This is a genomic window from Rhodococcus sp. D-6, assembly GCF_040256695.1.
In the GTDB taxonomy this organism is placed as follows: domain Bacteria; phylum Actinomycetota; class Actinomycetes; order Mycobacteriales; family Mycobacteriaceae; genus Rhodococcus; species Rhodococcus pyridinivorans.
In genome coordinates, this window is the sequence record NZ_CP132970.1 from 1,293,381 (window position 1) to 1,319,089 (window position 25,709).

The 25,709-nt window shown below is 68.6% G+C and carries 24 protein-coding genes and 6 tRNA genes; 22 read left to right on the forward strand and 8 right to left on the reverse strand.

All coding sequences use genetic code 11. The features are described from left to right. Positions 1-106: 106 nt before the first annotated feature. On the forward strand, positions 107-1,120 hold the full coding sequence (zapE, locus tag RBB84_RS06125) for a cell division protein ZapE (protein WP_006551373.1): 1,014 nt from the start codon (positions 107-109) through the stop codon (positions 1,118-1,120). A 52-nt stretch (positions 1,121-1,172) separates the two neighbouring features. Here the strand turns inward: zapE and RBB84_RS06130 are convergent, their stop codons facing one another. Then, positions 1,173-1,742 (reverse strand): GNAT family N-acetyltransferase, encoded by a 570-nt coding sequence (locus RBB84_RS06130; protein WP_006551374.1) that lies wholly within the window; start codon positions 1,740-1,742, stop codon positions 1,173-1,175. A 400-nt stretch (positions 1,743-2,142) separates the two neighbouring features. Here RBB84_RS06130 and RBB84_RS06135 point away from each other — a divergent pair, with 400 nt between their 5' ends. Continuing rightward, positions 2,143-2,637, forward strand: a complete 495-nt coding sequence (locus RBB84_RS06135) for a 2-isopropylmalate synthase (RefSeq protein WP_006551375.1) — start codon at positions 2,143-2,145, stop codon at positions 2,635-2,637. Positions 2,638-2,794: 157 nt separating this feature from the next. On the opposite strand, the gene RBB84_RS06140 is transcribed toward RBB84_RS06135, so the two are convergent. From RBB84_RS06140 to RBB84_RS06160, 5 genes are all read right to left on the reverse strand, one after another. Further along, positions 2,795-2,866 (reverse strand) — tRNA-Val (locus RBB84_RS06140). 20 nt (positions 2,867-2,886) lie between these two features. Then, positions 2,887-2,962 (reverse strand) — tRNA-Gly (locus RBB84_RS06145). A gap of 50 nt (positions 2,963-3,012) precedes the next feature. Next, positions 3,013-3,087, reverse strand: a tRNA-Val gene (locus RBB84_RS06150). A gap of 1 nt (position 3,088) precedes the next feature. Continuing rightward, positions 3,089-3,159: transfer RNA gene (locus tag RBB84_RS06155), tRNA-Cys, on the reverse strand. A 25-nt stretch (positions 3,160-3,184) separates the two neighbouring features. Further along, positions 3,185-3,257, reverse strand: a tRNA-Gly gene (locus RBB84_RS06160). A 433-nt stretch (positions 3,258-3,690) separates the two neighbouring features. Between RBB84_RS06160 and RBB84_RS06165 the strand changes: the two genes are divergently transcribed. The 9 genes from RBB84_RS06165 (at position 3,691) to pdxS (ending at position 12,589) form a co-directional block, all read left to right on the forward strand. Next, positions 3,691-3,762 (forward strand) — tRNA-Val (locus RBB84_RS06165). Positions 3,763-4,000: 238 nt separating this feature from the next. After that, positions 4,001-4,705 carry a DUF742 domain-containing protein gene (locus tag RBB84_RS06170; RefSeq protein WP_350247281.1) on the forward strand — a complete coding sequence of 235 codons (705 nt, stop codon included), beginning with the start codon at positions 4,001-4,003 and terminating at the stop codon, positions 4,703-4,705. 142 nt (positions 4,706-4,847) lie between these two features. Continuing rightward, a complete protein-coding gene (gene thrS / locus RBB84_RS06175) occupies positions 4,848-6,926 on the forward strand; it encodes a threonine--tRNA ligase (protein WP_064256332.1) in 2,079 nt (692 codons plus the stop codon). Positions 6,927-6,985: 59 nt separating this feature from the next. Beyond that, entirely contained in the window at positions 6,986-7,507 is a 522-nt protein-coding gene (locus RBB84_RS06180; protein ID WP_051121556.1) for an HIT domain-containing protein, read from the forward strand. 151 nt (positions 7,508-7,658) lie between these two features. Next, positions 7,659-8,330, forward strand: coding sequence for a phosphatidylinositol phosphate synthase (gene pgsA, locus RBB84_RS06185; RefSeq protein ID WP_064256331.1), 672 nt, complete (start codon positions 7,659-7,661; stop codon positions 8,328-8,330). Next, positions 8,327-9,229: a phosphatidylinositol mannoside acyltransferase gene (locus tag RBB84_RS06190; RefSeq protein WP_006551380.1), complete on the forward strand. Its 903-nt coding sequence runs from the start codon at positions 8,327-8,329 to the stop codon at positions 9,227-9,229. The genes pgsA and RBB84_RS06190 overlap by 4 nt, the downstream gene beginning before the upstream one ends. Continuing rightward, complete coding sequence (locus RBB84_RS06195; protein WP_024100742.1) at positions 9,230-10,357, forward strand: glycosyltransferase family 4 protein; 1,128 nt, start codon at positions 9,230-9,232, stop codon at positions 10,355-10,357. Further along, positions 10,354-11,436, forward strand: coding sequence for an NUDIX domain-containing protein (locus RBB84_RS06200; RefSeq protein WP_006551382.1), 1,083 nt, complete (start codon positions 10,354-10,356; stop codon positions 11,434-11,436). Before RBB84_RS06195 ends, RBB84_RS06200 begins: the two co-directional genes overlap by 4 nt. A gap of 250 nt (positions 11,437-11,686) precedes the next feature. After that, a complete protein-coding gene (gene pdxS / locus RBB84_RS06205) occupies positions 11,687-12,589 on the forward strand; it encodes a pyridoxal 5'-phosphate synthase lyase subunit PdxS (RefSeq protein ID WP_064256330.1) in 903 nt (300 codons plus the stop codon). 5 nt (positions 12,590-12,594) lie between these two features. Here pdxS and RBB84_RS06210 read toward each other — a convergent pair whose 3' ends face one another. Together RBB84_RS06210 and RBB84_RS06215 are read right to left on the reverse strand one after the other, a co-directional pair. Then, the gene (locus tag RBB84_RS06210) at positions 12,595-13,791 is read right to left on the reverse strand and encodes a SpoIIE family protein phosphatase (protein WP_064256329.1); all 1,197 of its coding nucleotides are present in this window, start codon (positions 13,789-13,791) and stop codon (positions 12,595-12,597) included. Then, on the reverse strand, positions 13,788-14,609 hold the full coding sequence (locus tag RBB84_RS06215) for an alpha/beta hydrolase (protein WP_064256328.1): 822 nt from the start codon (positions 14,607-14,609) through the stop codon (positions 13,788-13,790). The genes RBB84_RS06210 and RBB84_RS06215 overlap by 4 nt, the downstream gene beginning before the upstream one ends. Positions 14,610-14,751: 142 nt before the next feature. Here RBB84_RS06215 and RBB84_RS06220 point away from each other — a divergent pair, with 142 nt between their 5' ends. From RBB84_RS06220 to RBB84_RS06270, 11 genes are all read left to right on the forward strand, one after another. Continuing rightward, positions 14,752-15,576, forward strand: a complete 825-nt coding sequence (locus RBB84_RS06220; RefSeq protein ID WP_006551386.1) for an acyl-CoA thioesterase II — start codon at positions 14,752-14,754, stop codon at positions 15,574-15,576. A gap of 82 nt (positions 15,577-15,658) precedes the next feature. Further along, positions 15,659-16,297 (forward strand): pyridoxal 5'-phosphate synthase glutaminase subunit PdxT, encoded by a 639-nt coding sequence (pdxT, locus tag RBB84_RS06225; RefSeq protein WP_051121558.1) that lies wholly within the window; start codon positions 15,659-15,661, stop codon positions 16,295-16,297. A gap of 105 nt (positions 16,298-16,402) precedes the next feature. Further along, positions 16,403-17,155, forward strand: a complete 753-nt coding sequence (locus RBB84_RS06230; protein WP_006551388.1) for a YebC/PmpR family DNA-binding transcriptional regulator — start codon at positions 16,403-16,405, stop codon at positions 17,153-17,155. A gap of 197 nt (positions 17,156-17,352) precedes the next feature. Continuing rightward, positions 17,353-17,931 carry a crossover junction endodeoxyribonuclease RuvC gene (ruvC, locus tag RBB84_RS06235; protein WP_033096573.1) on the forward strand — a complete coding sequence of 193 codons (579 nt, stop codon included), beginning with the start codon at positions 17,353-17,355 and terminating at the stop codon, positions 17,929-17,931. Next, a complete protein-coding gene (gene ruvA, locus RBB84_RS06240) occupies positions 17,928-18,524 on the forward strand; it encodes a Holliday junction branch migration protein RuvA (protein WP_006551390.1) in 597 nt (198 codons plus the stop codon). The genes ruvC and ruvA overlap by 4 nt, the downstream gene beginning before the upstream one ends. 95 nt (positions 18,525-18,619) lie before the next feature. Continuing rightward, complete coding sequence (gene ruvB, locus RBB84_RS06245; protein WP_228045124.1) at positions 18,620-19,717, forward strand: Holliday junction branch migration DNA helicase RuvB; 1,098 nt, start codon at positions 18,620-18,622, stop codon at positions 19,715-19,717. 147 nt (positions 19,718-19,864) lie between these two features. Beyond that, positions 19,865-20,194 carry a preprotein translocase subunit YajC gene (gene yajC, locus RBB84_RS06250; protein WP_006551392.1) on the forward strand — a complete coding sequence of 110 codons (330 nt, stop codon included), beginning with the start codon at positions 19,865-19,867 and terminating at the stop codon, positions 20,192-20,194. A gap of 110 nt (positions 20,195-20,304) precedes the next feature. Beyond that, entirely contained in the window at positions 20,305-22,101 is a 1,797-nt protein-coding gene (gene secD, locus RBB84_RS06255; RefSeq protein ID WP_024100747.1) for a protein translocase subunit SecD, read from the forward strand. Positions 22,102-22,103: 2 nt separating this feature from the next. Beyond that, a complete protein-coding gene (secF, locus tag RBB84_RS06260) occupies positions 22,104-23,306 on the forward strand; it encodes a protein translocase subunit SecF (RefSeq protein WP_228045024.1) in 1,203 nt (400 codons plus the stop codon). 1 nt (position 23,307) lies between these two features. Further along, a complete protein-coding gene (locus RBB84_RS06265) occupies positions 23,308-25,059 on the forward strand; it encodes an ABC transporter substrate-binding protein (protein WP_024100748.1) in 1,752 nt (583 codons plus the stop codon). Beyond that, the gene (locus tag RBB84_RS06270) at positions 25,056-25,613 is read left to right on the forward strand and encodes an adenine phosphoribosyltransferase (RefSeq protein WP_016694929.1); all 558 of its coding nucleotides are present in this window, start codon (positions 25,056-25,058) and stop codon (positions 25,611-25,613) included. The genes RBB84_RS06265 and RBB84_RS06270 overlap by 4 nt, the downstream gene beginning before the upstream one ends. The last annotated feature ends 96 nt before the right edge of the window (positions 25,614-25,709 follow it).

Consider the following 25,709-nt stretch of genomic DNA (forward strand, 5'->3'; position numbering starts at 1 on the left):
CGAAGTGTCCTCCCGGTGCATGACGCCGAGGTGAACGCCGTGTGAAGTAGGTCGCATTCCGGATTCGAGTGAGGATCCGAGCATGATGCGGTCGTACCCTGGGCTGATGCACGAACGTCTCGTCGACCGCAATCCGGTGGTGCCTGCAGACCAGTTGGTGGCGCAGATGGTGCCCCCCGCGATGTTCGACGAGGTGAGCTTCGAGTCGTACATTCCGGATCCGAACGAGCCGAGCCAGGCGGCCGCGGTGACGACCGCTGCGGAGTTCGTCGGCAAGATCGGGAAGATCCGCGGCGGCAAGCGCGGCCTGTTCGGCCGCCGCTCCCAGCCGCAGGGGGCCGGCCTCTACCTCGACGGCGGCTTCGGCGTGGGCAAGACCCACCTGCTCGCCTCGATCTTCCACAGCGCACCCGCGCCCAAGGCCTTCGGCACGTTCGTCGAGCTCACCCACGTCGTCGGCGCCCTCGGGTTCAACAAGGCCGTCGAGGAGCTGTCGAACCACAGCGTGCTGTGCATCGACGAGTTCGAACTCGACGATCCGGGCGACACCATGCTCGTCTCGCGCCTGCTGACCGAACTGTCGGCCCGCGGCGTCTCGATCGTCGCGACCTCCAACACGCTCCCCGGCCAGCTGGGTGAGGGACGGTTCGCGGCACAGGACTTCCTGCGCGAGATCAAGAAGCTCGCGTCGATCTTCGAGACCATCCGCGTCGACGGCCCCGACTACCGTCACCGCGACCTGCCGCCTGCACCCGATCCGGTCGACTCGGCAGAGCTCACCGAGCGCGCCGACGCGATCCCGGGTGCGACGCTCGACGACTTCGACGAGCTGTGCGCGCACCTGAGCACGCTGCACCCGTCCCGTTACGGCAAGCTCGTCGAGGGTGTCCCCGCCGTATTCCTCGAGGGTGTGCACCCGGCGAAGGACCAGTCGGTGGCCCTGCGTCTGGTGGTCCTCGCCGACCGCATGTACGACGCGAGCATCCCCGTGACGGTCTCCGGCGCCAAGCTCGACGAGATCTTCACGCCCGAGATGCTCGCGGGCGGCTACCGCAAGAAGTACCTGCGCGCGACGTCCCGTCTGCTGGCGCTGTCCCGATTCGAGGTTGCCGCGGGCTGATCGGATACCCGGCGCTCATGCGCGCCGGGTCGACCTTCACCCCATCACCGGCTCACCGGCCGGCATCCCTTCGGAGGGTGCGCTGCATGACGAAATCGTCGTGCGTCTGCGCCCCCACGACGAACGTGCGCGTGCCCACCACCTCGAAGCCCTGCTTCTCGTAGAAGCGCCGGGCGCGGGTGTTCTCCTGGTTGACGCCGAGCCACAGGCCCACACGCCCGAGTGTGTGGGCCCGCGCGACGATCGCATCCATGAGCGCCGCAGAGATTCCGGAACCGTGATGGCCCGGCATCACGTACAGCTTGCTGATCTCGATCGCCGGCCGCGCCGTGATCATCGCGTCGATCGCCGGATCCTCGGGAGCGGCGTCCACTGCCATCAGATAACCGACGATCTCCTCACCCGCGCGCGCCTCGAGAACGATGCGTTCGGGGGAGGACAGGTACTCGGCGAACTTCTCCGCGCTGAGGGTGCGCTCGATGAAGTCGGCGATGTCGTCCTCGGCGGCGTCCTGAGGGCAGGCGAGCGGGAAGGTCGCGGCGGCGACCTGGGCGATCGCCTCGGCGTCCCAGATGCCCGCCTCGTCGACGGAGACTGCTTCTTCGAGTGGTGGCATGGACATGCACACCAGTGAAGCACTCGGACGGGACGATACGGCAGGTGCCCCGCGTGTCGATGCGAGACGGAGACACGAGCCCGGACGCGAGACGGAGAAGGGTCCGGATATGGCTGAACCCCAGCCTTGGATGGGGGGTCATGGCTGGGGTTCGACACCATCGGGGGGATGGCAACATCCACGCTACATGAGGGATCCCTCAGGTTCCAGCGACCGTGGTCACGGTTGCGTCACACGGTCCCGTGCATGCGACTTGCACGAAATGTCGGTGCGTTGTACCGTCGCGGCTATGAAGCGCGTACTCGTAGTTCACCGCCGTAGCGGGGTCTGATTCGGACCGACCCCTCGCTGCGGGTCGTTGAGCTACGCGTCGGTCCTTCCTTCTCGTGGAAGACCACTACGAACGATGAACGCCTTCACCTCCTTCTCGGGTTTCGCTCCGATGTTCCCCTCTGGCACCCCTGATGCCGATCCGTTCTTCGCCCGCTACGGACGCGGCCTTCCTCGGGGATTGCGCGAGGAAGCCTCCGGCATGAGCTGGACGGAGTTCGAATCCACCTACGGTGCGCAGCACGGCCCGGTCCGCCTCGGTGGCTGGACCGCGACGGCCCTGGGTGCGGGACGCAGCGCCTTCGAGGCGACGATCGCGATCGGCGACACGATCCATACGGCATCCGCCACGACCTGCGGACCGATCGCCGCGATGACCGCGATGCTGTACGACCTCGGGCTGAACATCGAGATCCTGTCGTTCCACCGCCACGACCTCGGTGAGATGTCCGCGACCTTCCTGCTGTGCCGCTCCGGCGAGCGCACGACCTGGGTGATGGGCACGGGCGAGACCGGCAACGAGTCGTCGCTGCGGGCGATGATCGCGGGGATCAACACGCTCGGCGCGTGACGCGCCGGTCCGGTGCGGGGGAATATCTCCGCACCGGATCACCCGTTGCCGGATTCTCACCGGGTGGCCCGGACGATCGGCGGTCTCCACGAACGAATGCGTCTCCACGAACGAATGAAGGCTCCCTTCGAAATTCGAAGGGAGCCTTCATCTTCTGTGCGCGATACTGGGATTGAACCAGTGACCTCTTCCGTGTCAGGGAAGCGCTCTCCCGCTGAGCTAATCGCGCCGGCATGGTGATCGCCGGAATGGAGCGGATGACGGGATTCGAACCCGCGACCCTCACCTTGGCAAGGTGATGCGCTACCAGCTGCGCTACATCCGCATGTGCACGTTCTTTCGGTGAACCGGCTCGGCCCACGTGCTGGTCGAACCTGGTGCGCGATACTGGGATTGAACCAGTGACCTCTTCCGTGTCAGGGAAGCGCTCTCCCGCTGAGCTAATCGCGCGAGGTGGAGACGGGAATCGAACCCGTGTGCACGGCTTTGCAGGCCGTTGCCTCACCACTCGGCCACTCCACCGTAAAAGGTCGAGTCCAACCTCTCGAGCGGATGACGGGATTCGAACCCGCGACCCTCACCTTGGCAAGGTGATGCGCTACCAGCTGCGCTACATCCGCATTCGCACCGTTCGGCGTCGTGCTCTCCGTGGTGCGGTTCAAAACAGTAGCCGAGCATCTACGAAACGCACAAATCCGCAGGTCAACGGCAGAAAACCGGTAGATTTCGCGAAGGTGACGGGCTGATGACCCCTGCGGGAGGCGACGAATAGGGCTTCGGAGGCCGAGCCCGCGTCCCCCGCTCGTGTCGCTCCGGCCGACACTTGCGTTCCCCGGTCCTCCCGAGTTGAGGGCCGTCCACGTCCCGGGGCTCCGGGTGCGCCTTCTCGTCTCTACGAGCACGGTCTCCTGCCCGCTCGCGTACGCGCGCGAGAGGCGCCACCCGAACGCGCTGCACGGAACATCCGCGTCGAAACGCTGGGACCAGGCGATTCGTCTTCATGGCGGGAGCGTGTTAGTGTTCCATCTCGTTCGAGCCGCTGCGGAGCGGCCCGGTCCCGTGGCTCAGTGGAAGAGCGTCCCGTTCACACCGGGGAGGTCGCTGGTTCGATCCCAGCCGGGACCACCGAGATCAGCAGTGACGAAAGGCACCCCCGCAGGGGTGCCTTTTTTCGTACCTTGATGAAATCGTTGAGCGTGCGTGGCGCCCGGTCGGGTGGTCGCCCGCGAGCGCTTGTTTCCTTCGAACCGCAACGGCCCCCTCGGGCCCGACCACGCGTGTCGTGTGGGCACAGCTGTGGTGCTTGTGGCCGAAGTGCGCGTAGTGATGGCAGGATCGTGGTCGTCGAGGAGGGCACGTCCGGATGAGCGTTGCGGACAGCGAATGGCCGGTCGTGGGGGCGACCGGAGCGAGATTCGGATCCGGTCGGTCCCGTCGACGTCGGCGGCCGGCGGATCACGCCGTGCCGGTACGGAATCACCGCGAGCCGGGCCCCGTCGTGGACGAGGTCACGGCAGCCGAGATGTACCGTCCCGCAGCGCAGCCGGTCGACACAGCGCAGCCGGTCGACACAGCGCAGCCGGTCGACAGAGCGTTGTCGGGCGGTGCAGAGCAGCCGGTCGACACAGCGCAGCCGGTCGACAGAGCGTTGTCGGGCGGTGCAGAGCAGCCGGCCGGCCGGAATGCGGGCACCGGGACCAGTGTGGGAATCGAGGACATGAACCAGCCAGAGACGTCGTCGTTCGTGCGCCCGTTCGTGCGGAGCGGGGGACGCACCCGAGCCGAGGTGGAGCTGCCTCTCGAAGTGCTCGTGTCGGCCGTCCCCTCCGCGATGGGCAGTGAGTCCGGTCCGGCGATGGACGAGCATCGCCTCGTGCTGGCGTTGTGCGCCCAGCCGAGATCGATCATGGAGATCGCGGCCCTCGCGCAGATCCCGCTCGGTGTCGCGCGCGTGCTCGTCGGGGATCTCGCGGCGACCGGCGAGATCACCGTGCACCGCACGGCCGACAAGGTGGGACCGAACGTCGAACTGCTCGAACGGGTGCTGACGGGTCTCAACCACCTCTGAGTTTCTCCGCTCGGCTCCCTGTGTTCGCTGCCCGGGCGGATGTCGATAGCATGATGAAGTTGCCGTGTGCTCGCGATCGTCGACCGCAGCACGCGTCCGGCGACGACCACGTATCAGGCATCGAGCCGAGGAGTCCGTCACAGTGACCACGCCCGCATCCACGAAACCAGCCACGACCGTCCGGGTGCCCGCGGGGACCACTGCGGGCGCGGCGGTCCGTGACGCGGGTCTGCCCACCAAGGGGCCCGAGACGATCGTGGTCGTCCGCGACTCGGAAGGCACGCTGCACGATCTTTCGTGGACGCCGGAATCGGACGTCGAGGTCGAGGCCGTCGGCGCCGACACCGAGGACGGTCGCAGCGTCATCCGCCACTCGGCCGCCCACGTGCTCGCACAGGCCGTGCAGCAGGAGTTCCCGGAGGCGAAGCTCGGCATCGGCCCGCCCATCCGCGACGGCTTCTACTACGACTTCCAGGTCGAGCGTCCCTTCACGCCCGAAGATCTCGCGAAGCTCGAGAAGCGGATGAAGAAGATCGTCAAGGATGCCCAGCGCTTCTCGCGTCGCGTCGTCGACAGCCTCGAGGACGCCCGCGAGGAATTGAAGGACGAACCGTTCAAACTCGAACTCATCGACGACAAGGCAGGAAGCAGTGACTTCGAGCCGGACCCCGAGGTGATGGAGGTCGGCGGCAAGGAACTGACCATCTACGACAACCTCAACCCCCGCACGGGTGAGCTCGTCTGGAAGGACCTGTGCCGCGGCCCGCACGTGCCCACCACCAAGTTCATCCCGGCGTTCAAGCTCACGCGCAGTTCCGCGGCCTACTGGCGCGGCGACCAGGACAACGCCGGCCTGCAGCGCATCTACGGCACGGCCTGGGAGTCCACCGAGGCGCTCGACGCGCACCTCGAACTCCTCGCCGAGGCCGAGCGCCGCGACCACCGCAAGCTCGGCACCGAACTCGACCTGTTCTCGTTTCCCGACGAGCTCGGCTCGGGACTGCCGGTCTTCCATCCGAAGGGCGGCATCATCCGCCAGGAGATGGAGAACTACTCGCGTCAGCGGCACGTCGAGGCCGGCTACGAGTTCGTGTACTCGCCGCACATCACCAAGGGCCACCTCTACGAGGTCTCCGGTCACCTCGACTGGTACCGCGACGGCATGTTCCCGGCGATGCACATCGACGAGGAGCTCAACGAGGACGGCACGGTTCGCAAGCCGGGTCAGGACTACTACCTCAAGCCGATGAACTGCCCGATGCACGACCTGATCTTCCGGTCGCGAGGCCGCTCGTACCGCGAGCTGCCGCTTCGCATGTTCGAGTTCGGATCCGTCTACCGCTACGAGAAGTCCGGTGTGATCCACGGACTCACCCGTGTGCGCGGCATGACGCAGGACGACGCGCACATCTTCTGCACCCCGGAGCAGATGCGCGCCGAGCTCACCAGCGTCCTGAAGTTCATCCTCGACCTGCTGAAGGATTACGGGCTCGACGACTACTACCTCGAACTGTCGACGAAGAATCCCAAGAAGTTCGTCGGCAGCGACGAGCTGTGGGACGTCGCGACCGACACCCTGCGTGAGGTCGCCGAGGCCTCGGGTCTGGACCTCGTCCCGGATCCGGGCGGTGCGGCCTTCTACGGTCCGAAAATCTCGGTGCAGGTCAAGGACGCCCTGGGCCGCAGCTGGCAGATGTCGACGATCCAGCTCGACTTCAATCTGCCGGAGCGATTCGAGCTCGAGTACACCGGCACCGACGGGGCGAAACACCGGCCCGTCATGATCCACCGGGCGCTCTTCGGGTCGATCGAGAGGTTCTTCGGCGTGCTCACCGAGCACTACGCCGGTGCCTTCCCGGCGTGGCTCTCGCCCGTCCAGGTCGTGGGCATTCCTGTGGCCGCGGACTTCGAGGACCACTTGTTCGACGTCGTGGGCAAGCTGAAGGCTCAGGGGATCCGGGCCGAGGTCGACGTCTCCGACGACCGTATGCAGAAGAAGATCCGCACCCACACCACGCAGAAGGTGCCGTTCATGCTGCTCGCCGGTGAGCGCGACGTCGCGGCGGGCGCGGTCAGTTTCCGTTTCCGCGACGGCACGCAGGTCAACGGCGTGCCGGTCGACGAGGCCGTGCGGATCGTGACCGAATGGGTCCGTCGCCGCGAGAACGCCTCGCCCACCGCCGAGCTCGTCGGTTCCGGTGGGGAAGGCAGCCCGTCGTGACGGGCGATCGCACTCCGGGGCCAGCCGACATCCCCGCGACCGACGACAGTCCCGCGTCGATGGTCGATCGCGGTGTGGGGGAGTCCGACCACCTGCAGCGCCTGTGGTCGCCGCACCGGATGTCGTACATCACCGAGTCCCCGCGAGGTCGCGACGAGCCGTACGAACCCTTTACTGATATCCCGAAGATGTCCGACGAGGAAGGTCTCGTCGTCGCTCGCGGCGAAACGGTGTACGCGGTGCTCAACCTGTACCCGTACAACCCGGGGCACCTGATGGTCGTACCGTATCGCCGGGTGGCCAACCTCGAGGACCTGACGCCCGAGGAGAGCGCCGAACTCATGCAGTTCGCGCAGCGGGCGCTCCGCGTCATCAAGCGCGTCTCGCGTCCGCACGGCTTCAACGTCGGCCTCAACCTCGGTGCCGCGGCGGGAGGCTCGCTGGCCGAGCATCTCCACCTGCACGTCGTGCCGCGCTGGGGCGGCGACGCCAACTTCATCACCGTCCTCGGTGGGTCGAAGGTCATGGTGCAGTTGCTGCGCGACACCCGTGCACTGCTCGCCTCGGCATGGGACGAGTGACAGCCCTCCCCGAGTCGTCGCGATCGCATCGTACGGCCGTGGTGCCGTTCGCGTGTCGATCCGCTGCGGGCCGACTGCGCATTTCCGGCCCTACTCGTGGCAGGATCGGATTCCGGACACAACGGTCGGACAGGAAGACAGGGGTCGCGGGATGCTGAGCTTCTTCGGGCGTGCGTCGGTGTCGAAGGTCACCGCGCCGCTCGGCAAGGCGCTGATCCGTACCGGCCTGACTCCGGACGCCGTCACACTCGTCGGCACCGTCGCCACGATCGCCGCCGCCGTGACCCTGTTCCCCATGGGACACCTGTTCTGGGGTGCGATGGTCATCTGGCTGTTCGTCATGTTCGACATGCTCGACGGAGCCATGGCCCGGGCCCGCGGTGGCGGAACGCGCTTCGGCGCGGTTCTCGACGCGACCTGCGACCGGGTCGCCGACGGCGCGATCTTCGCCGGTCTCGCGTGGTGGTCCGTCTACCACGAGCAGAGCCGTCCGCTGTTCGTCGCCACCCTGCTCTGTCTGGTGACCTCGCAGGTCATCTCGTACGCGAAGGCGCGGGCCGAAGCGAGTGGACTGTCCGCCGACGGCGGTCTGATCGAACGACCCGACCGGCTCGTGATCGTGCTCGTCGGCGCCGGTCTCACCGGCCTCGGACTCGACTGGGCGATCCACATCGCCATGTGGCTGCTCGTCGTCGGATCGGTGATCACCGTCTTCCAGCGGGTGCTCGCCGTCCGCAACTCCGCGGGTGCGCGCGAACTGCTTCCCATCACGCCCCCGGCCGGGCGGACGACGGAGACCCGGGACGACGGGGGAGCACAGTGAGTGTCGGCGAGAAGGCGTCCGATCTCGCGTACGCGGGTGGCTGGCGCCTGGTCCGGGCACTGCCCGACGGCGTCGCGCGACGGTTGTTCGACGCCGGCGCCGACCATGCGGCGCGCCGTGGCGGCGGACCGCAGCAACTGCGCCGCAACCTCGCGCGGGTGCTCGGGGTGCAGCCGCACGAGGTGCCCGACGATCTGATCCGCCGGTCGGTCCGGTCCTACGCGCGCTACTGGCGCGAGGCGTTCCGCCTGCCGTCGATGGATCTCGACGCGACCGCGAAGTCGATCGATTCGTCCATCGAGGGCCGTGAGCACATCGAGGCGGCGCTCGCCGCCGGTCGCGGCGCGATCCTGGCGCTGCCCCACAGTGGGAACTGGGATCTCGCCGGCGTGTGGTGCGTCCGCTACTTCGGCGGATTGACCACGGTCGCCGAGCGCCTGCGTCCGGAGTCCCTCTACCGCCGCTTCGTGGACTACCGCGAGGGTCTCGGTTTCGAGATCTTCCCCTCGAGCGGCGGGGAGACGCCGCCGTTCGGGGAGCTTGCCGCGCGGTTGCGCGACAACCGGATCGTGTGCCTGCTCGGCGAACGCGACCTCGCCCGCAAGGGAGTGCCGGTCACCTTCTTCGGCGAACCCACCCGCATGCCCGCCGGACCGGCGAAACTGGCCATCGACACCGGTGCGGCACTGTTGCCGGTGCACTGCTGGTTCACCGAGGACGGCTGGGGGTTCCGCGTGGATCCGGAGCTCGACGTGAGTGTCGGGATCGACGCTGCCACACAGGCCCTCGCCGACCGGTTCGCCGCCAACATCGCCGCCCACCCCGAGGACTGGCACATGCTGCAGCCGTTGTGGCTCGACGACCTGTCGGAGGCTCGCCGCGCCCGGATGGAGGCGTAGGTGAGGATCGGGATGGTCTGCCCGTACTCCTTCGACGTTCCCGGTGGAGTACAGGCACACGTCGTGGATCTCGCGGAGGTCCTCATCGGCCGCGGGCACGAGGTGAGTGTGCTGGCACCCGCGTCGGAGACGACGCCCCTGCCCGACTTCGTCGTCTCCGCCGGTCGCGCCGTCGCGATCCCGTACAACGGGTCCGTCGCGCGCCTGAGTTTCGGTCCGGTCTCCTATGCCCGAGTCCGCCGCTGGATCAACGACAACGATTTCGACGTCCTCCACATCCACGAACCGAACGCGCCGAGCCTGTCGATGCTCGCGCTCAAGGTGGCGGAAGGACCGATCGTCGCGACCTTCCACACGTCGACGACGAAATCGCTGGTGCTCAGCACCTTCCAGGGTGTCCTGCAGCCCTATCTCGAGAAGATCAGCGGCCGGATCGCGGTGTCCGAGCTGGCCCGGCGGTGGCAGGTCACCTCTCTCGGTGCCGATGCGGTCGAGATCCCCAACGGTGTGGACGTGCCGTTCTTCCGGCACGCCCCGCTGCTGCCGGGCTACCCGCGAGCGGGCCGCACGGTGCTCTTCCTCGGCCGGTACGACGAACCCCGCAAGGGCATGGAGATCCTGCTCGGCGCGTTGCCGGCGCTCGTCGCCCGACATCCCGACATCGAGATCCTCGTGGTCGGGCGCGGTGACGAGGACCGCTTGCGGAAGGAAGCGGGACGCTACTTCCGGCACTTGCGGCTGCTCGGGCAGGTCGACGACGACGAGAAGGCGTCCGCGATGCGCAGCGCCGACGTGTACTGCGCGCCGAACCTCGGTGGTGAGAGCTTCGGCATCGTGCTCGTCGAGGCCATGGCCGCGGGGACGGCGGTCGTCGCCTCCCAGCTCGACGCCTTCCGCCGGGTACTGCGCGACGGGCAGGCCGGGGTCCTCGTCCCGGTCGCCGATGCCGATGCGCTCGCGCGTGGACTCCTCGAGGTCCTCGACGACGACGACCGCCGGCAGGCATTGGTCGACTTCGGATCCACGGTGGTCGAAGCGTACGACTGGCCGGTGGTCGCAGATCAGATCCTGCGGGTCTACGAGACCGTCACCGTCGGTGCCGGCCCGGTGCGGGAGGTCCGGTCGTGACCGTCAGCGCGGTGACGATCCTCGTCCTGTCGCTGATCGCCGCCGTGGTCGTGGCGATCGGTGTGTGGGCCTATTCCACCGCCAACCGACTCGACCGCCTCCATGTGCGCTCGGATCTGTCCTGGCAGGCACTCGATGCGGCCCTGGCGCGTCGCGCGGCGGTCGTGCGGAGCATCGTGGCATCGATCCCGGTCCCGGAGGGACGCACACTCGCCCTGCTCGCCGATACTGCCGAACGTGCGGACCGCGCCCGGCGCGAGGAGGCCGAGAACGCGTTGTCGGCCTCCTTGGCACGGCTCGAGACCGGCCGGCTGCGCCCCCAACTCGTGGCCGAGCTCGCCGACGCGGAGGCGCGGGTGCTCATCGCCCGTCGTTTCCACAACGACGCGGTGCGCGACACCCTGGCGTTGCGCACCCGACGGCCGGTCCGCTGGTTGCACCTCGGGGGAACCGCGCCGCTGCCCACCTATTTCGAGATTGCCGAGCGGGCGGGTGCGGTCGCCACCGCGCCTCCGGCCGTTCCCGGCACGTCCCCTTCCTCAGGAGCGGCCCCTGCTCCCGCTTCGCGAACCACCCCGGTGCCGGATCGGGCACGCACGTCGGCTCGCGTCGTCGTGCTCGACGAGGACGGCCGGGTCCTGCTGCTGCGCGGACACGACCCCGCGGTGCCCGAGCGGCACTTCTGGTTCACGATCGGTGGCGCCGTCGAGCCCGGCGAGGACCTGGCGACGGCCGCGCTCCGGGAGCTCGCCGAGGAGACCGGTCTGCGGGTCGAGCGCGACCTCCTGTGCGGGCCGATGTGGCGGCGCGTGGCCGTCTTCCCGTTCAACGGTGAGGTCCTGCACTCGGAGGAGCTGTTCTTCTCGGTGCGGGTGCCGTCCTTCGAACCCGCTGCAGACGGCTTCACCGATCTCGAACGGAGCATGCGCCTCGACCATCGCTGGTTCGACGACGACGAACTGCAGGCGCTGGTGCGGTCCGGGAACCCGGTCTACCCGCACGATCTGCCCGAGCTCCTCGATGAGGCGAGGCAGGTCGCGACGCGGCGGCTGGAGCCGGAGATCCGCGCGATCCGGTGAAATTTTGAACCCTTTCGGTCCGGTCGCAGGGCCTCTTACGTAGAGATCCAGTTCGTGAAACTGGACGGTTCCTTTCGGGAATGCGCAGGATCTTCAGTGCCCGTCCGAGGAGTGGACCGGTGTGCGGCAGTCCAGTTGTTCCGAACTGGCTATAGGACCGGCTCGGCTGCGCCCCTAGGCTCGGTTCCGCTGCCCGTCGCCCGTGCGCCGGCAGCTTTCGCCGATCCGTCCACCGAGGAGGACTCCCATCGTGACCAGCCCCGACACCGCCCCCGTCACCGGTACCGCCCGCGTCAAGCGTGGCATGGCCGAGATGCTCAAGGGCGGGGTGATCATGGACGTGGTGACCCCCGAACAGGCGAAGATCGCCGAGGACGCCGGCGCGGTGGCGGTCATGGCCCTCGAACGCGTGCCCGCCGACATCCGCGCGCAGGGCGGCGTGTCGCGCATGAGCGATCCCGACATGATCGACGGCATCATCGAGGCCGTCTCGATCCCCGTCATGGCCAAGGCGCGCATCGGCCACTTCGTCGAAGCGCAGGTCCTGCAGGCCCTCGGGGTCGACTACATCGACGAGTCGGAGGTGCTCACCCCCGCCGACTACGAGAACCACATCGACAAGTTCGCGTTCACCGTGCCGTTCGTGTGCGGCGCAACGAATCTCGGAGAGGCACTGCGCCGTATCAACGAGGGCGCGGCGATGATCCGCTCCAAGGGCGAGGCCGGCACCGGCGACGTCTCGAACGCCACGACCCACATGCGCCGGATCCGCCAGGAGATCCGGCGTCTGACCTCGCTTCCCGAGGACGAGCTCTACGTCGCCGCCAAGGAATTGCAGGCCCCCTACGACCTCGTCGTCGAGGTCGCCCGCGCCGGCAAGCTGCCCGTCACCCTCTTCACCGCCGGTGGCATCGCCACCCCCGCCGACGCCGCGATGATGATGCAGCTCGGGGCCGAGGGCGTGTTCGTCGGATCCGGAATCTTCAAGTCGGGCAACCCCGCCCAGCGTGCGGCCGCGATCGTCAAGGCCACCACCTTCCACGACGATCCCGACGTGCTCGCGAAGGTCTCGCGGGGCCTCGGCGAGGCGATGGTCGGTATCAACGTCGACGAGATCCCGCAGCCCCACCGGCTCGCCGAACGCGGCTGGTGATCGTTCTACCGGGGCGCGTGCAGGGCGAGCAGGGCGACGTCGTCCTGCACGCCCGCCCCGAGCGTCGCGAGCGCCTCGCGGACGGCCCCGACCGCTTCCGCCGCGCTCGTCGGCTTCGATGCGCGGACGTGCTCGAGGAGCCGGTCCTCCCCGAAGCGTTCACGGGTCTCACCGGAGACGAGGGCCTCGGTCACCCCGTCGGTGTACAGCAGCAGCATGTCGCCGGGGCGCAGCGCGAAGGTGTGCTCGACGAGCCGCGGCGTGGGCAGCATTCCGATCAGCTGTCCGCCGATCGTGGGGAGATAGTCGACGTTGCCGTTCGCGCGCACGAGGAGCGGCGGCGGATGCCCACCCGAGGCGAGACGGATGTCGACCCGTCCGGTGTCCGGATCGGGCGCGACCGTGCCGAAGGTGAGCGTGCAGAAGGGAGCTCGCGTTTCGCTGTCGCGTTCGTCGAGCAGGGTGGTGTTGAGCGTCCTGAGCGCCGCGGACGGGACCGTCTCGTAGACCGCCGCGGCGCGCAGCGTGTAGCGGACGATCGACGTCACCGCCGCTGCGCAAGCGCCCTTTCCGCACACATCGCCGAGGAACAGCCCCCACGTGCCGGCGCGCGCGGGGAACAGGTCGTAGAAGTCGCCGCCGACCTCGTCGGGGGACGCGATGTGGTAGTACGCGTCGACCTCGAGTCCCGGTACCGCGGGCAGGCTCGGCGGAAGAAGGGTCGCCTGGAGTGTGGCGTTGATCGTGCGGAGCCGCTCACGCTCGAGTTCGGCCTCGCGACGGGCACGGAGCAGTTCCGTCTCGTAGGCGCGGCGCTCGCGGGCATCGAACAGCATCGTGCGGATCAGCGTGGGCCTGCCCTCGGCGTCCGGCTCGACCACCGAGGCGGCCAGGACCGGCAGCCGGGTCCGGTCGGCACGGACGAGTTCGAGGGCGATCCCGTTGATCTGTCCGTGCATGAGGAGGAGCGGCGCGTAGTGGGTCTCGTGGTAGATGCGGCCGCCCACGCTGAGAAGGTCCGAGAAGTACCGCTTGCCGAGCAGTTCGTCGCTCGTGAACCCGAGCCAGTCCGTCAAGGTCCGGTTGATCTCCGTGATCCGGCCGTCCGGGAGCGTCGTCAGGAATCCGCACGGCGCGTTGTCGTACAGCGCATCGCCGTGTCGGATACGGGGATCGAGGGTTCGATCGGTCGTCGCCGTCACCCCGATCGGCGCGCGAACGCCGCGATCGCGGCTGCTGTCTCTTCGGGTGCGCTGAGCTGCGGGCAGTGGCCGGTCGCGTTCAGGGTCACGAGTTCGCTCCCGGGGATCTGCTCGTGAACGAAGGCACCGACCTCGCGCGGAGCGATCGCATCGTGGGCGCACTGGGCGACGAGCGTGGGCACCGACACCGCGGCCAGGTCGGAGCGGTTGTCGGACAGGAAGGTCACCCGGGCGAAGGCGCGCGCCACCTCGGGATCCGTGCGGCAGAAGATCTCGGCGAGTTCGTCGCCGAGCTCCGGTCGCTCGGGATTGCCCATGATGACCGGCGCCATCGACTCGGTCCAGCCCAGATAGTTCGCCTCGAGGGATTCGAGCAGCTCGTCGATGTCGTCGGTGCTGAACCCACCTCGGTATCCGCTGGCCGGATCGTCGGTGAAGCGCGGGGACGGCGCGAGCAGCACGAGACCGGAGAAGACCTCCGGGGCAGCGGCCGCCGCGAGGACACCGATCGATGCGCTCACCGAGTGGCCGACGAAGAGCACCTGCCCGAGATCCAGGCTCCGGCACAGGTCCACGACGTCCTCGGCGTAGGTCTCCATCCGCGAGTAGCGCTGGGAGTCCCAGGCGGTCGCATCGGAACGCCCGGAGCCGACGTGGTCGAACCGCACCACGGTGAAGTCGGGTTCGAGCAGCGGGATCATCAGGCGCCACAGGTGCTGGTCGCAGCCGAAACCGTGCGCGAGGACGACCACCGGGCCCTGTCGGTTGCCCGTGATCGTCACGCTGTTCCTGCGCACCATATCGGTGACTTGTCGCATTGCACCCCCTCCGTTCTACCGAGGGTGTCATATTCGCTACTCGATAGCGATCCCGGTTCTCTCGCCACCTTCCGGGGACACGGCGTTCGGCACACCTCCGTGCAGCTAGCCTTCTTGCGTACGGTGCACAGAAGGAGTTCCCATGGCGAAGATCGAGCAGATCCTGGCGCTCGAACAGATCGAGAACGACATCTTCCGGGGCATAGCGACGGAGACGTTGCTGCCGCGGACGTTCGGTGGTCAGGTGGCCGGTCAGGCGCTCGTGTCGGCGGTCCGCACCGTCGATCCCGCATTCGGGGTCCACTCGCTGCACGGCTACTTCCTCCGGCCGGGGAACCCGACGATGCAGATCGTCTACCTCGTCGACCGGATCCGCGACGGCCGCTCCTTCTGCACCCGGCGCGTGACGGCCGTCCAGGACGGCAAGGCGATCTTCACGATGTCGGCGTCGTTCCACGTACGCGACGAGGGGATCGAGCACCAGGACACGATTCCGCGGGTGCCGGCTCCGGAGGAACTGCCCGATCCGGAGACTGTGGTCGACGACGCGACCCTGCTGTGGGCGAAGAAGGAATGGGCCGAATGGGATTTCCGGTTCGTTCCCCGCGACCGGATGGACTCGTCGAGCAGGATGGCTGCACAGCAGCAGCTGTGGTTCAAGTCCCGCGAGATCCTCCCCGACGACCCGGTCTTCCACGTGTGCACGCTCGCGTACATGAGCGACATGACGTTGCTCGGCTCGGCGAGTGTCGGCCACGACGACGAACGGACGCAGGGTGCATCGCTGGACCACGCGATGTGGTTCCTGCGGCCGTTCCGCGCCGACGACTGGCTGCTTTACGACCAGACGTCACCCTCCGCCGGGCTGGGGCGCGCACTGACCCAGGGGCGGATCTTCGATCGCAACGGCAACATGGTCGCGGCGGTGGTGCAGGAAGGACTCACGCGGTACCTGCGCGAGTCCTGAACGAGGGCGTCCCCGACGAAGACGTCCCTACAAAGTGCCTGCGCATCGGCGACCCCGAACGGACAGGCAGGCAACGGTGACCATTTCCTCTCCCACGATCGGCGTCCTGGCATTGCAGGGCGACGTCCGCGAACATCGCAGCGCTCTCGAGGAGGCAGGCGCGCGGACGATCGCGGTGCGTCGCGAACGCGAACTCGACGAGGTCGACGGCATCGTCCTTCCGGGAGGCGAATCCACTACGGTCAGCCGTCTGCTGCGTGTGTTCGATCTGCTCGAACCGCTGCGGGCCCGGTTGGAGGCCGGGCTGCCCGCCTACGGTTCGTGTGCCGGCATGATCCTGCTCGCCTCCCGGGTGCTCGACACCACCGAGGACGCCGAACACCTCGACGCCCTCGACATCGTGGTGCGCCGCAACGCCTTCGGCCGGCAGGTCGACTCGTTCGAGACCGACCTGCCGATGACGGGTCTCGGCGACGGGCCGGTGCGCGCGGTGTTCATCCGAGCCCCGTGGGTGGAGGAGATCGGGCCCGACGTGGAGGTCCTGGCCACGGTTCCGGACGGGCCGGCGGCGGGTCGGGTGGTCGCAGTGCGGCAGGGCGCTGTGATCGCGACGTCCTTCCACCCCGAGATCACCGGTGACCATCGCGTGCATCGGCTGTTCGTGGAGACCGTGCGCTCGGCGACCCGACCTCGGGTGCGCCCGACGGCCTCGGCGACATGACGACACGGCCACCGTGCCGGTGGCCCACACCGGGAGCGAGTAGAATCGACTCTCCGACCTGTCGGTTGACGCCGACCACACTTCTCCGGAAGGGGCTCGAAGCGAATGAGCGGCCACTCCAAATGGGCCACCACCAAGCACAAGAAGGCGGTCATCGATGCCAAGCGCGGCAAGATGTTCGCGAAGCTCATCAAGAACATCGAGGTGGCGGCTCGGACCGGTGGTGGCGACCCGGCGGGTAACCCGACCCTGTTCGACGCCATCCAGAAGGCGAAGAAGAGCTCGGTCCCGAACGACAACATCGAGCGTGCCCGCAAGCGTGGCGGCGGTGAGGAAGCCGGCGGTGCCGACTGGCAGACCATCACCTACGAGGGCTACGGCCCCAACGGTGTCGCGCTGCTCATCGAGTGTCTGACCGACAACCGCAACCGCGCCGCGGGCGAGGTCCGCACGGCGATGACCCGCAACGGCGGCAACATGGCCGATCCGGGTTCGGTCGCCTACCTGTTCACCCGCAAGGGCGTCGTCGTGCTCGAGAAGAACGGCCGCTCCGAGGACGAGATCCTCGAGGTCGTCCTCGAAGCGGGTGCCGAGGAGATCAACGATCTCGGCGACTCCTTCGAGATCGTCTCCGAGGCGTCCGACCTGATCGCCGTGCGTACGGCTCTCGTCGACGCCGGCATCGACTACGACTCGGCCGACCCCGATTTCCGGGCGTCCGTCGAGGTGCCGGTCGACGCCGAGGGTGCACGCAAGGTCATGAAGCTGGTCGACGCGCTCGAAGACTGCGACGACGTGCAGAACGTCTACACGAACGTCGACATCTCCGACGACGTCCTCGCCGAACTCGACGCCTGAGCGACGCTCTCGTCGTAGTCGTCCACGAGCGACGCTCGTCGTACTTGTCACAGCGGCCGGGGTCGCGTGTCGGTCTCCCGGCACCCGATCCCGGCCGCTATGCTCTCGAACAGGCGTTCGCAATCGTGCGAAGCAAGGTCGGGTCCGTCGAAGGCGTCGGAAACCCGGCCGTATTCGGGTGTCGAGAGGTGAGTCGGGTGCGCGTGATGGGTGTCGACCCCGGTCTGACCCGATGTGGTCTGGGGATGGTCGACACGGGACGCGGACGCGACGTGATCCCTGTCGCCGTCGGTGTCATCCGCACCTCGCCCGAACTCGACCTCGAGCACCGGCTCCTCAAGGTCTCCGACTCGGTCGAGGAGTGGATGGACCGCTACAAGCCCGACGTCGTCGCGATCGAGCGCGTGTTCTCCCAGCACAACGTGCGCACCGCGATGGGCACCGCGCAGGCCGGCGGCGTCGTCGCCCTGGCTGCGGCGCGTCGCTCGATCCCGGTCATGTTCCACACGCCGAGCGAGGTGAAGGCCGCGGTCACCGGCAGTGGCACGGCCGACAAGAAGCAGGTGACCACGATGATCACCCGCATCCTCAAGCTCGACGCCGCGCCGAAGCCCGCCGACGCCGCCGACGCGCTCGCGCTGGCCGTCGCACACTGTTGGCGGGCCCCGCTGATCGCCAGACTCGCGGCCGCCGAAGCTGCGGCCGCCCAGCAGAAGAAACGCTACGAGGAGCGGCTGCGCGAACAGTCGGCCGCACGGAAGGCAGGTAGCCGGTGATCGCCTCGGTACACGGCGAGGTACTCGACATAGCCCTCGACCACGTGGTGATCGAGGCGGGTGGGATCGGCTATCGGATCAACACCACACCTGCGACCCTCGCCGGTCTCCGGCGCGGCGAGCAGGCCAGACTTGCCACCGCGATGATCGTGCGCGAGGACTCCATGACGCTGTACGGCTTCGTGGACGCCGAGGCGCGCGAACTGTTCGGCCTGCTGCAGACGGTCAGCGGCGTCGGCCCCCGGCTCGCCATGGCCACGCTCGCCGTCCTCGAACCCGATGCGCTGCGTGCGGCTCTCGCCGACGGCAACACCGCAGCGCTGACGCGGGTACCCGGGATCGGCAAGCGCGGTGCCGAACGCATGATCGTCGAACTGCGCGACAAGGTCGCGGCCTTCGGTGCCACGGGATCGTCGCCTGTCGCGGCCGGTGCCTCGCCGCTGCGCGACCAGATCGTCGAGGCGCTGGTCGGCCTCGGATTCACGCCGCGTCAGGCCGAACCGGCCGCCGACAAGGTCCTTGCCGAGGAGCCGGGCGCCGACGTCTCGACGGCACTGCGCTCGGCGCTCAAGCTGCTGGGTAGGTCGCGGTGACCGACGAGTACCGTGAGTTCGAGGCCGCAGGAGCGGCCCGCGAATTCGATGCTGCATCGGCCGACCGCGAGCGGTCGCCGGTCACGGCGGAGCATCTGCCCTCCGACAGCGACATCGAGACCAGTCTGCGCCCGACCAGTCTCGACGACTTCATCGGGCAACCGCGGGTCCGCGAACAGCTGCAGCTCGTTCTGCGAGGAGCGAAGCTGCGCGGCGGCACTCCCGATCACATCCTCCTGTCCGGTCCGCCCGGTCTCGGCAAGACGTCGATGGCGATGATCATCGCCGCCGAACTCGGCACGTCACTGAGACTGACCTCCGGTCCCGCGCTCGAACGCGCCGGTGATCTCGCTGCGATGCTGTCGAACCTCGCGGAGGGCGACGTGCTGTTCATCGACGAGATCCACCGCATCGCCCGACCGGCGGAGGAGATGCTGTATCTGGCGATGGAGGACTTCCGCGTCGACGTCGTGGTGGGCAAGGGGCCCGGCGCGACGTCCATCCCGCTCGAGGTCGCACCCTTCACCCTCGTCGGTGCGACCACCCGTTCCGGTGCCCTCACCGGCCCGCTGCGCGACCGGTTCGGTTTCACTGCGCACATGGACTTCTACGAGCCCCCCGAGCTGCAGCGCATCCTGGACCGCTCCGCATCGATCCTCGGGATCGATCTCCGCGACGACGCCGCCGCGGAGATCGCCGGTCGCTCCCGCGGCACGCCGCGTATCGCCAACCGGTTGCTGCGCCGCGTCCGCGACTACGCCGACGTGCGCGCCGACGGTGTCGTGACCCGGGCCGTGGCCCAGGCCGCGCTCGAGGTGTACGACGTCGACCCGATCGGTCTCGATCGTCTCGACCGCGCCGTTCTCGGCGCACTCGTCCGCAGTTTCGGTGGTGGCCCGGTCGGCGTGTCGACACTCGCGGTGGCCGTGGGGGAGGAGCCCGCCACCGTCGAGGAGGTGTGCGAGCCGTTCCTGGTCCGTGCCGGCATGGTCGCGCGCACTCCGCGCGGACGTGTGGCCACGCAGGCCGCTTGGTTGCAGCTCGGCCTCACCCCGCCGCCGGAGGCCGCCACCGGGGGCATCGAGGTGCGTGCGCGCGAACCACAGCTCGAGCTGTTCGAGGACGACCCGGACACGACCCTCGAGGGCGGTGTCGATCCGTCCGACCCGGACGATCCGGACGTACGGAGGTAGGGCCCTCGCCCGGGGAATGGCACACTGGTCTACTGCGTCGGTCCGTGGAGGCCGATCCCGACGTCGTGGTGCCGCATGCGCCACCACGACCCGCTGGTGTCGCTCGCGTCACCACCCACCGACAACGACCGAGGACTGACTTCAACGATGGAACTGCTCTTCCCTCTCCTGATCCTGGCACTGCTCGTCCCGACCTTCCTGGGCGTGCGGCGTCAGAAGAAGGAGATGCAGAAGGTGACGGCGCTGCAGGACTCCCTGCGCATCGGCGACCGCGTGATGACCACCGCGGGTCTGCACGCCACGGTGGCCGCCCTCGCCGACGACACCGTCGATCTCGAGATCGCGCCGGGTGTCGTCACGACCTGGTCGCGTCTGGTCATCCGGGAGCGCGTCGAGACCGAGACCCCGCAGGATCCGGATCTGCTCCGCAAGGACGACGATGCGAACCCGCCGGAGGGACGTCCGACCGAGTACTGACAGCCGATTCGCGACGCACGGTTTCGGCACCGGAGTCTCCGGTGCCGGTGCCGAGCGCCGCGCGACTGCACCCGACCACCACTCACTCGCATCGAGGAGACTGACAGACCGTGGCACCTTCCAACGGATCGGTGCATCCCGTGCGCGCTCTCGCCCTGTTCGGGGTGATTCTCGCCGCGTTGTATGCACTGGTCTTCTTCACCGGGGACAAGTCGCCCACCCCGAAGCTGGGCATCGACCTGCAGGGTGGCACCCGCGTCACCCTCACCGCGCGAACCCCCGACGGGAGCAGCCCGAGTCCGGACAGCCTCCGCCAGGCCCAGCAGATCATCGAGACCCGCGTCAACGGGCTCGGTGTGTCGGGTTCGGAGGTGATCGTCGAGGGCGACAACCTCGTGATCACCGTCCCGGGTGAGGACAGCGCCCAGGCCAGGACGCTGGGCCAGACCGCCCGGCTGTACATCAGGCCGGTGATCGGGGGACCGATCGACGCGAACATGACCGCCGAGGATCTCGCCGAGCAGCCCGGTGCCGGTACCCCCGAGGGCGGACTGCCCGCAGAACCGGCCCCTGCCGAACCGGCACCCGGTGAACCCGCGCCGGCCGACCAGGCTCCGCCCGCCGACGCACCCGAACCGCAGGGACGTCCGTTCCCGGCGCAGGATCCCACCGCGCCCACCGATGCCCCGGCACCGGCCGAGACGCCCGAGGCCCCCGTCGAGGCGCCCCAGGCTCCGGCCGAGCCCTCCGGAGCACCCGAGGCTCCCGAGAACGACGGCTCGCTCACGCCGCAGGAACAGGCGGCTGCAGACATCGCCACGGCCAAGGCCACCCGTCAGAGCGAGGACCCCGCCGTGCAGCAGGCGGCGGCTCTCGCCCTCGACTGCTCCGCGGCCGACCCGCTCGCCGGCAACGACGACCCGGCGCTTCCGCTGGTCGCGTGCTCGACCGACGGCACCGCGATCTACCTGCTGGGCCCGAGCATCATCGACGGCCAGCAGATCGAGGACGCGACCTCCGGTTTCAATCAGCAGCAGTCGCGCTACGAGGTCAGCCTGACCTTCGACAGCGAGGGCAGCAATACGTGGGCGCAGTTCACCGCCGCGAACATCGGTCAGCAGGCCGCCTTCGTGCTCGACTCGAAGGTCGTCAGCGCGCCCGTGATCCAGGGCGCCACCCCCGCCGGCAGCGCCACCTCGATCACCGGCCAGTTCACGAATACGCAGGCCGCAGAGCTGGCGAACACCCTCAAGTACGGGTCGTTGCCGCTGTCGTTCGTGGCATCCGAAGCCGAGACCGTCTCCGCCACTCTGGGTCTGGCTTCGCTCGAGGCCGGGCTGATCGCCGGTGCGGTGGGTCTGGCGCTGGTGCTCCTGTTCTGCCTCGCGTACTACCGGATGCTCGGACTGCTCACCGCGCTGTCGCTCGTTCTCTCGGGAATGGCGGTCTACGCGGTCATGGTGCTGCTCGGCAGATACATCGGGTTCACGCTCGACCTCGCCGGCGTCGCCGGTCTGATCATCGGTATCGGCATGACCGCCGACTCGTTCGTCGTGTTCTTCGAACGGATCAAGGACGAGATCCGCGAGGGGCGGAGTTTCCGTTCCGCGGTGCCGCGCGGCTGGGCACGGGCCCGCCGCACGATTCTCTCCGGTAACGCGGTCAGCTTCATCGCCGCCGCCGTGCTCTACGTCCTGGCCGTCGGTCAGGTCCGCGGCTTCGCGTTCACCCTCGGCCTCACCACGATCCTCGACGTCGTCGTCGTGTTCCTGGTGACCTGGCCGCTGGTGTTCCTGGCCTCGAAGTCGAAGTTCTGGTCCAAGCCGAGCGTGAACGGTCTGGGCGCGATCCAGCAGGTGGCCGACGAGCGTCGTCTCGTCGCCGCGACCGCTGCGAAGGAGGCGTGACGATGACCGACACGACCACGACGACGGCCGCGCCGCAGCACAGCCGACTGTCCCGTCTGTACACCGGCACGGGCGCCTTCGAGATCGTCGGACGCCGCAAGCGGTGGTACATCGTCACCGCGGTGATCGTGTTGATCGCCCTGCTCAGCATGCTGCTGCGCGGATTCAGCTGGGGTATCGACTTCGAGGGCGGCACCCGCATCCAGATGCCGGCCGTGCCGGGCGTCTCCGTCGAGGAAGTCGAGACCGTATTCAGCGACACCATCGGCTTCGAACCCGAGGCGGTGCAGACTGTCGGCGCCGGCGACGGAGCGACCGTCCAGATCCGGTCGGAGACCCTCGACGGCGAGCAGGTCGCCGAGTTGCAGACCGCGCTGTTCGAGGAGTTCCAGCCCGCCGGGCCGGACGGTGAGCCGTCCCGCAACTCGATCAGCGTCGCCGACGTCAGCGAGACGTGGGGAAGCCAGATCACCAACAAGGCGCTCATCGCGCTGGTGGTCTTCCTCGTCATCGTCAGCATCTACATCACGATCCGATACCAGCGGAACATGGCGATCGCAGCGATCACCGCCCTGTTCTTCGACATCATCGTGACAGCGGGTGTCTACGCCCTCGTCGGCTTCGAGGTCAGTCCTGCGACCGTCATCGGTCTGCTCACGATCCTCGGTTTCTCGCTCTACGACACGGTCGTCGTCTTCGACAAGGTCGAGGAGAACACCCGCGGCATCCTGCACCTGCACCGCCGCACCTACGCCGAGCAGGCCAACCTCGCCGTCAACCAGACGCTCATGCGCTCGATCAACACCACGATCATCTCGGTGTTGCCGGTGCTGGCGCTGATGGTCATCGCGGTGTGGCTCCTCGGTGTGGGCACGCTCAAGGACCTCGCCCTCGTCCAGTTGGTCGGCATCGTCGTCGGTACCTTCTCGTCGATCTTCTTCGCGACCCCGTTGCTGGTTACGCTCGAGGAATGGCGTGGTCCGGTCGCGAAGCACACCCGCAAGGTGCTCGCCAAGCGGGAGGAGGCCGCCGCCCGCGCGGCGAAGGCCGGGACGCCGGCCGGATCGCAGTCGGCCGACGCGGTCGACGCAAAGGTGGTGCCGACGGTGCAGGGCGCCGGATCCCTGCCCGACCGGGCGACGGTCCGTCGCGGCCCTGCCCCCGGGGCACGACCCACCGGAAAGCGCGGCAAGAGAAGGTCCTGACATGGCGGTGAGCGAGCGGAACGACCCGACGACGAGGCGGTCGCCGAGGCGCCGCGGCACGCTCCTCGCGTGCGCGGCGGTGGCCTCGACACTCGCGTTCTCCACCGTCGCGTGCGGCACGGACGAGGAACCGGTGCACTCGATCGGGTACGCGATCGACAACACGGTGACGACCTACAACGCGAACACCGTCGACGGTGCGGCCTCGGGCGCGCGCCAGGCGTTCGCCCGGGTGCTGCCGGGCTTCGGCTACGTCGGTCCGCAGGGCCGGGTGATCGCGGACACCGACATCGGCACTGCCTCGGTCGTGCCCGGTGAGGGGCTCACCGTGCAGTACCGCCTGTCGCCGGACGCGGTCTACTCCGACGGTGTGCCCATGTCCTGCGACGACCTCGTCCTGGCCTGGGCTGCGTCGAGCGGACGCTTCACCGCTCCCGACGAGTCCGGCGAGCAGGTCCCGCTGTTCGACGCTGCCCATCGTGGTGGTTACGCCGACATCGACCGGGTCGACTGTCAGCCCGGGTCGAAGGAGGCCACCGTCGTCTTCCGACCCGGCCGCGAGGACACGAACTGGAAGGCGCTGTTCGGGGCCACCGAGCTGATGCCGGCCCACGTGGCGGCAGGACGGTCGGGTGTGTCCGACCTGGTCGGGGCGATCACGACGAACGACACCGAGGCCGTCCGGCGCATCGCGGAGTTCTGGAACACCGGCTGGTCTCTCACCCCGGGTGAGATCGACCCGGCCCTCTTCCCGTCGGCGGGTCCGTACCGTATCGAGTCGTACACCGCCGAGGACGGTCTGACGCTCGTCGCGAACGAACGGTGGTGGGGGAACGCCCCGGGCACCGATCGCATCGTCGTATGGCCGCGCGGGACCGACGCGTCCGCGGCGGCGGAGGACGGCCGCATCCACGTCGTCGATGCCGCCGAGGGATCTATCGGCCACAGCAATCTCGGCGACGACGCCGAGGTCTCCACGGTCGTCTCGCGCAATCTCGAACAGCTGGTGTTCGCCACGAGCGGGGTGTTCCAGAACCCGGCGGCGCGTCGCGCCGTCGCCCTGTGCGTGCCGCGGACGCAGTTGTTCGACGAGCTGGGCGCCTCCGACGAGTCGGACGGCGTCACGGGCCCGATCACGTCGAGGCTCCTGGCGCCCGATTCGCCGTTGTACCCGCAGACCGCGCCGTCGGCCGAACGTTACGCCGAGGTGGACATCGACGCCGCGCGTTCGGAACGCGAGGCCTCCGGTCAGGACCGGATGCAGGTCCGTATCGGCTATCTCGGACCGGACGAGCGCCGCGCGCGCACCGTCGAGCTGATCGGCGAGTCCTGCCGCGAGGCGGGCATCGAGATCGTCGACGCCGGCTCCGACACCTTCACGCCGTCGCAGCTGACGGCGGGGGAGGTCGACGCGATCCTCGTCGGGACGGCCACGGCCGCCGGTGCCGGTGGCGCAGCCGACATGGAGCACGCCCGCGACGCACTGCACTCCGGGGCCGGCAGCAACGTCGGCGGTTATTCGATCGGCCGCGTCGACGAACTGCTCGACGGCCTGCTCGTGGCGAAGGACAACGCGGCCATCGCGGGACTCGCGACCGAGGCCGAACGCATCCTGTGGGGCGACGTCCCCACCCTGCCCCTGTTCGCGCAGCCCCGCACGATCGGGTTCGCGGCGGGAATGCATGCCGGGGTGCCCAACCCGACGACCGCGGGTGCGGGCTGGAACATGGACCGGTGGATACTCGGAGGATGAACGCTCAACGGATCGGCGACCCGCGGCTCGTCGAGGAAGCTGCCGTGGCCGTCGCCGAACACACCCGATGGGTCGACGATTTCCCGACCGCGGGTGTCCGTTTCGCCGACCTGACGCCCGTCTTCGCCGACGGACCGTCCTTCTCGGCCGTGATCGCGGCGCTGGCCTCCGCGGCGCCCGACGCCGAACTCGTCGCCGGTATCGATGCGCGCGGCTTCCTCCTCGGCGGCGGCATCGCCCGCACCCTCGGGGTGGGTGTGCTCGCCGTCCGCAAGGCGGGCAAACTCCCGCCGCCCGTCCAGACCTGTGAATACAGCCTCGAATACGGCACCGCCGCGATCGAGATCCCGGGCGACTGGATGGCCCTCCAGGGCCGCAAGGTGCTCGTCGTCGACGACGTCCTCGCGACCGGCGGAACCCTCGCCGCGACCGTCGAACTGCTCGAACGCGTCGGCGCCGAGGTCGTCGGGATCACCGTCGTCACCGAGATCGAAGCCCTCGGTGGTCGGGCGCGGCTACAGAAGTACCCGCTCACGTCTCTCGTGCGGATCTGAGAGATAGAGTTGCCACAGGTGCCGGTGAACCCGCCGGGCCCGTACGGTCCGGACATGCGCATCGGTGACGAACCGGGTTCGCAGCCGCGACGGGAG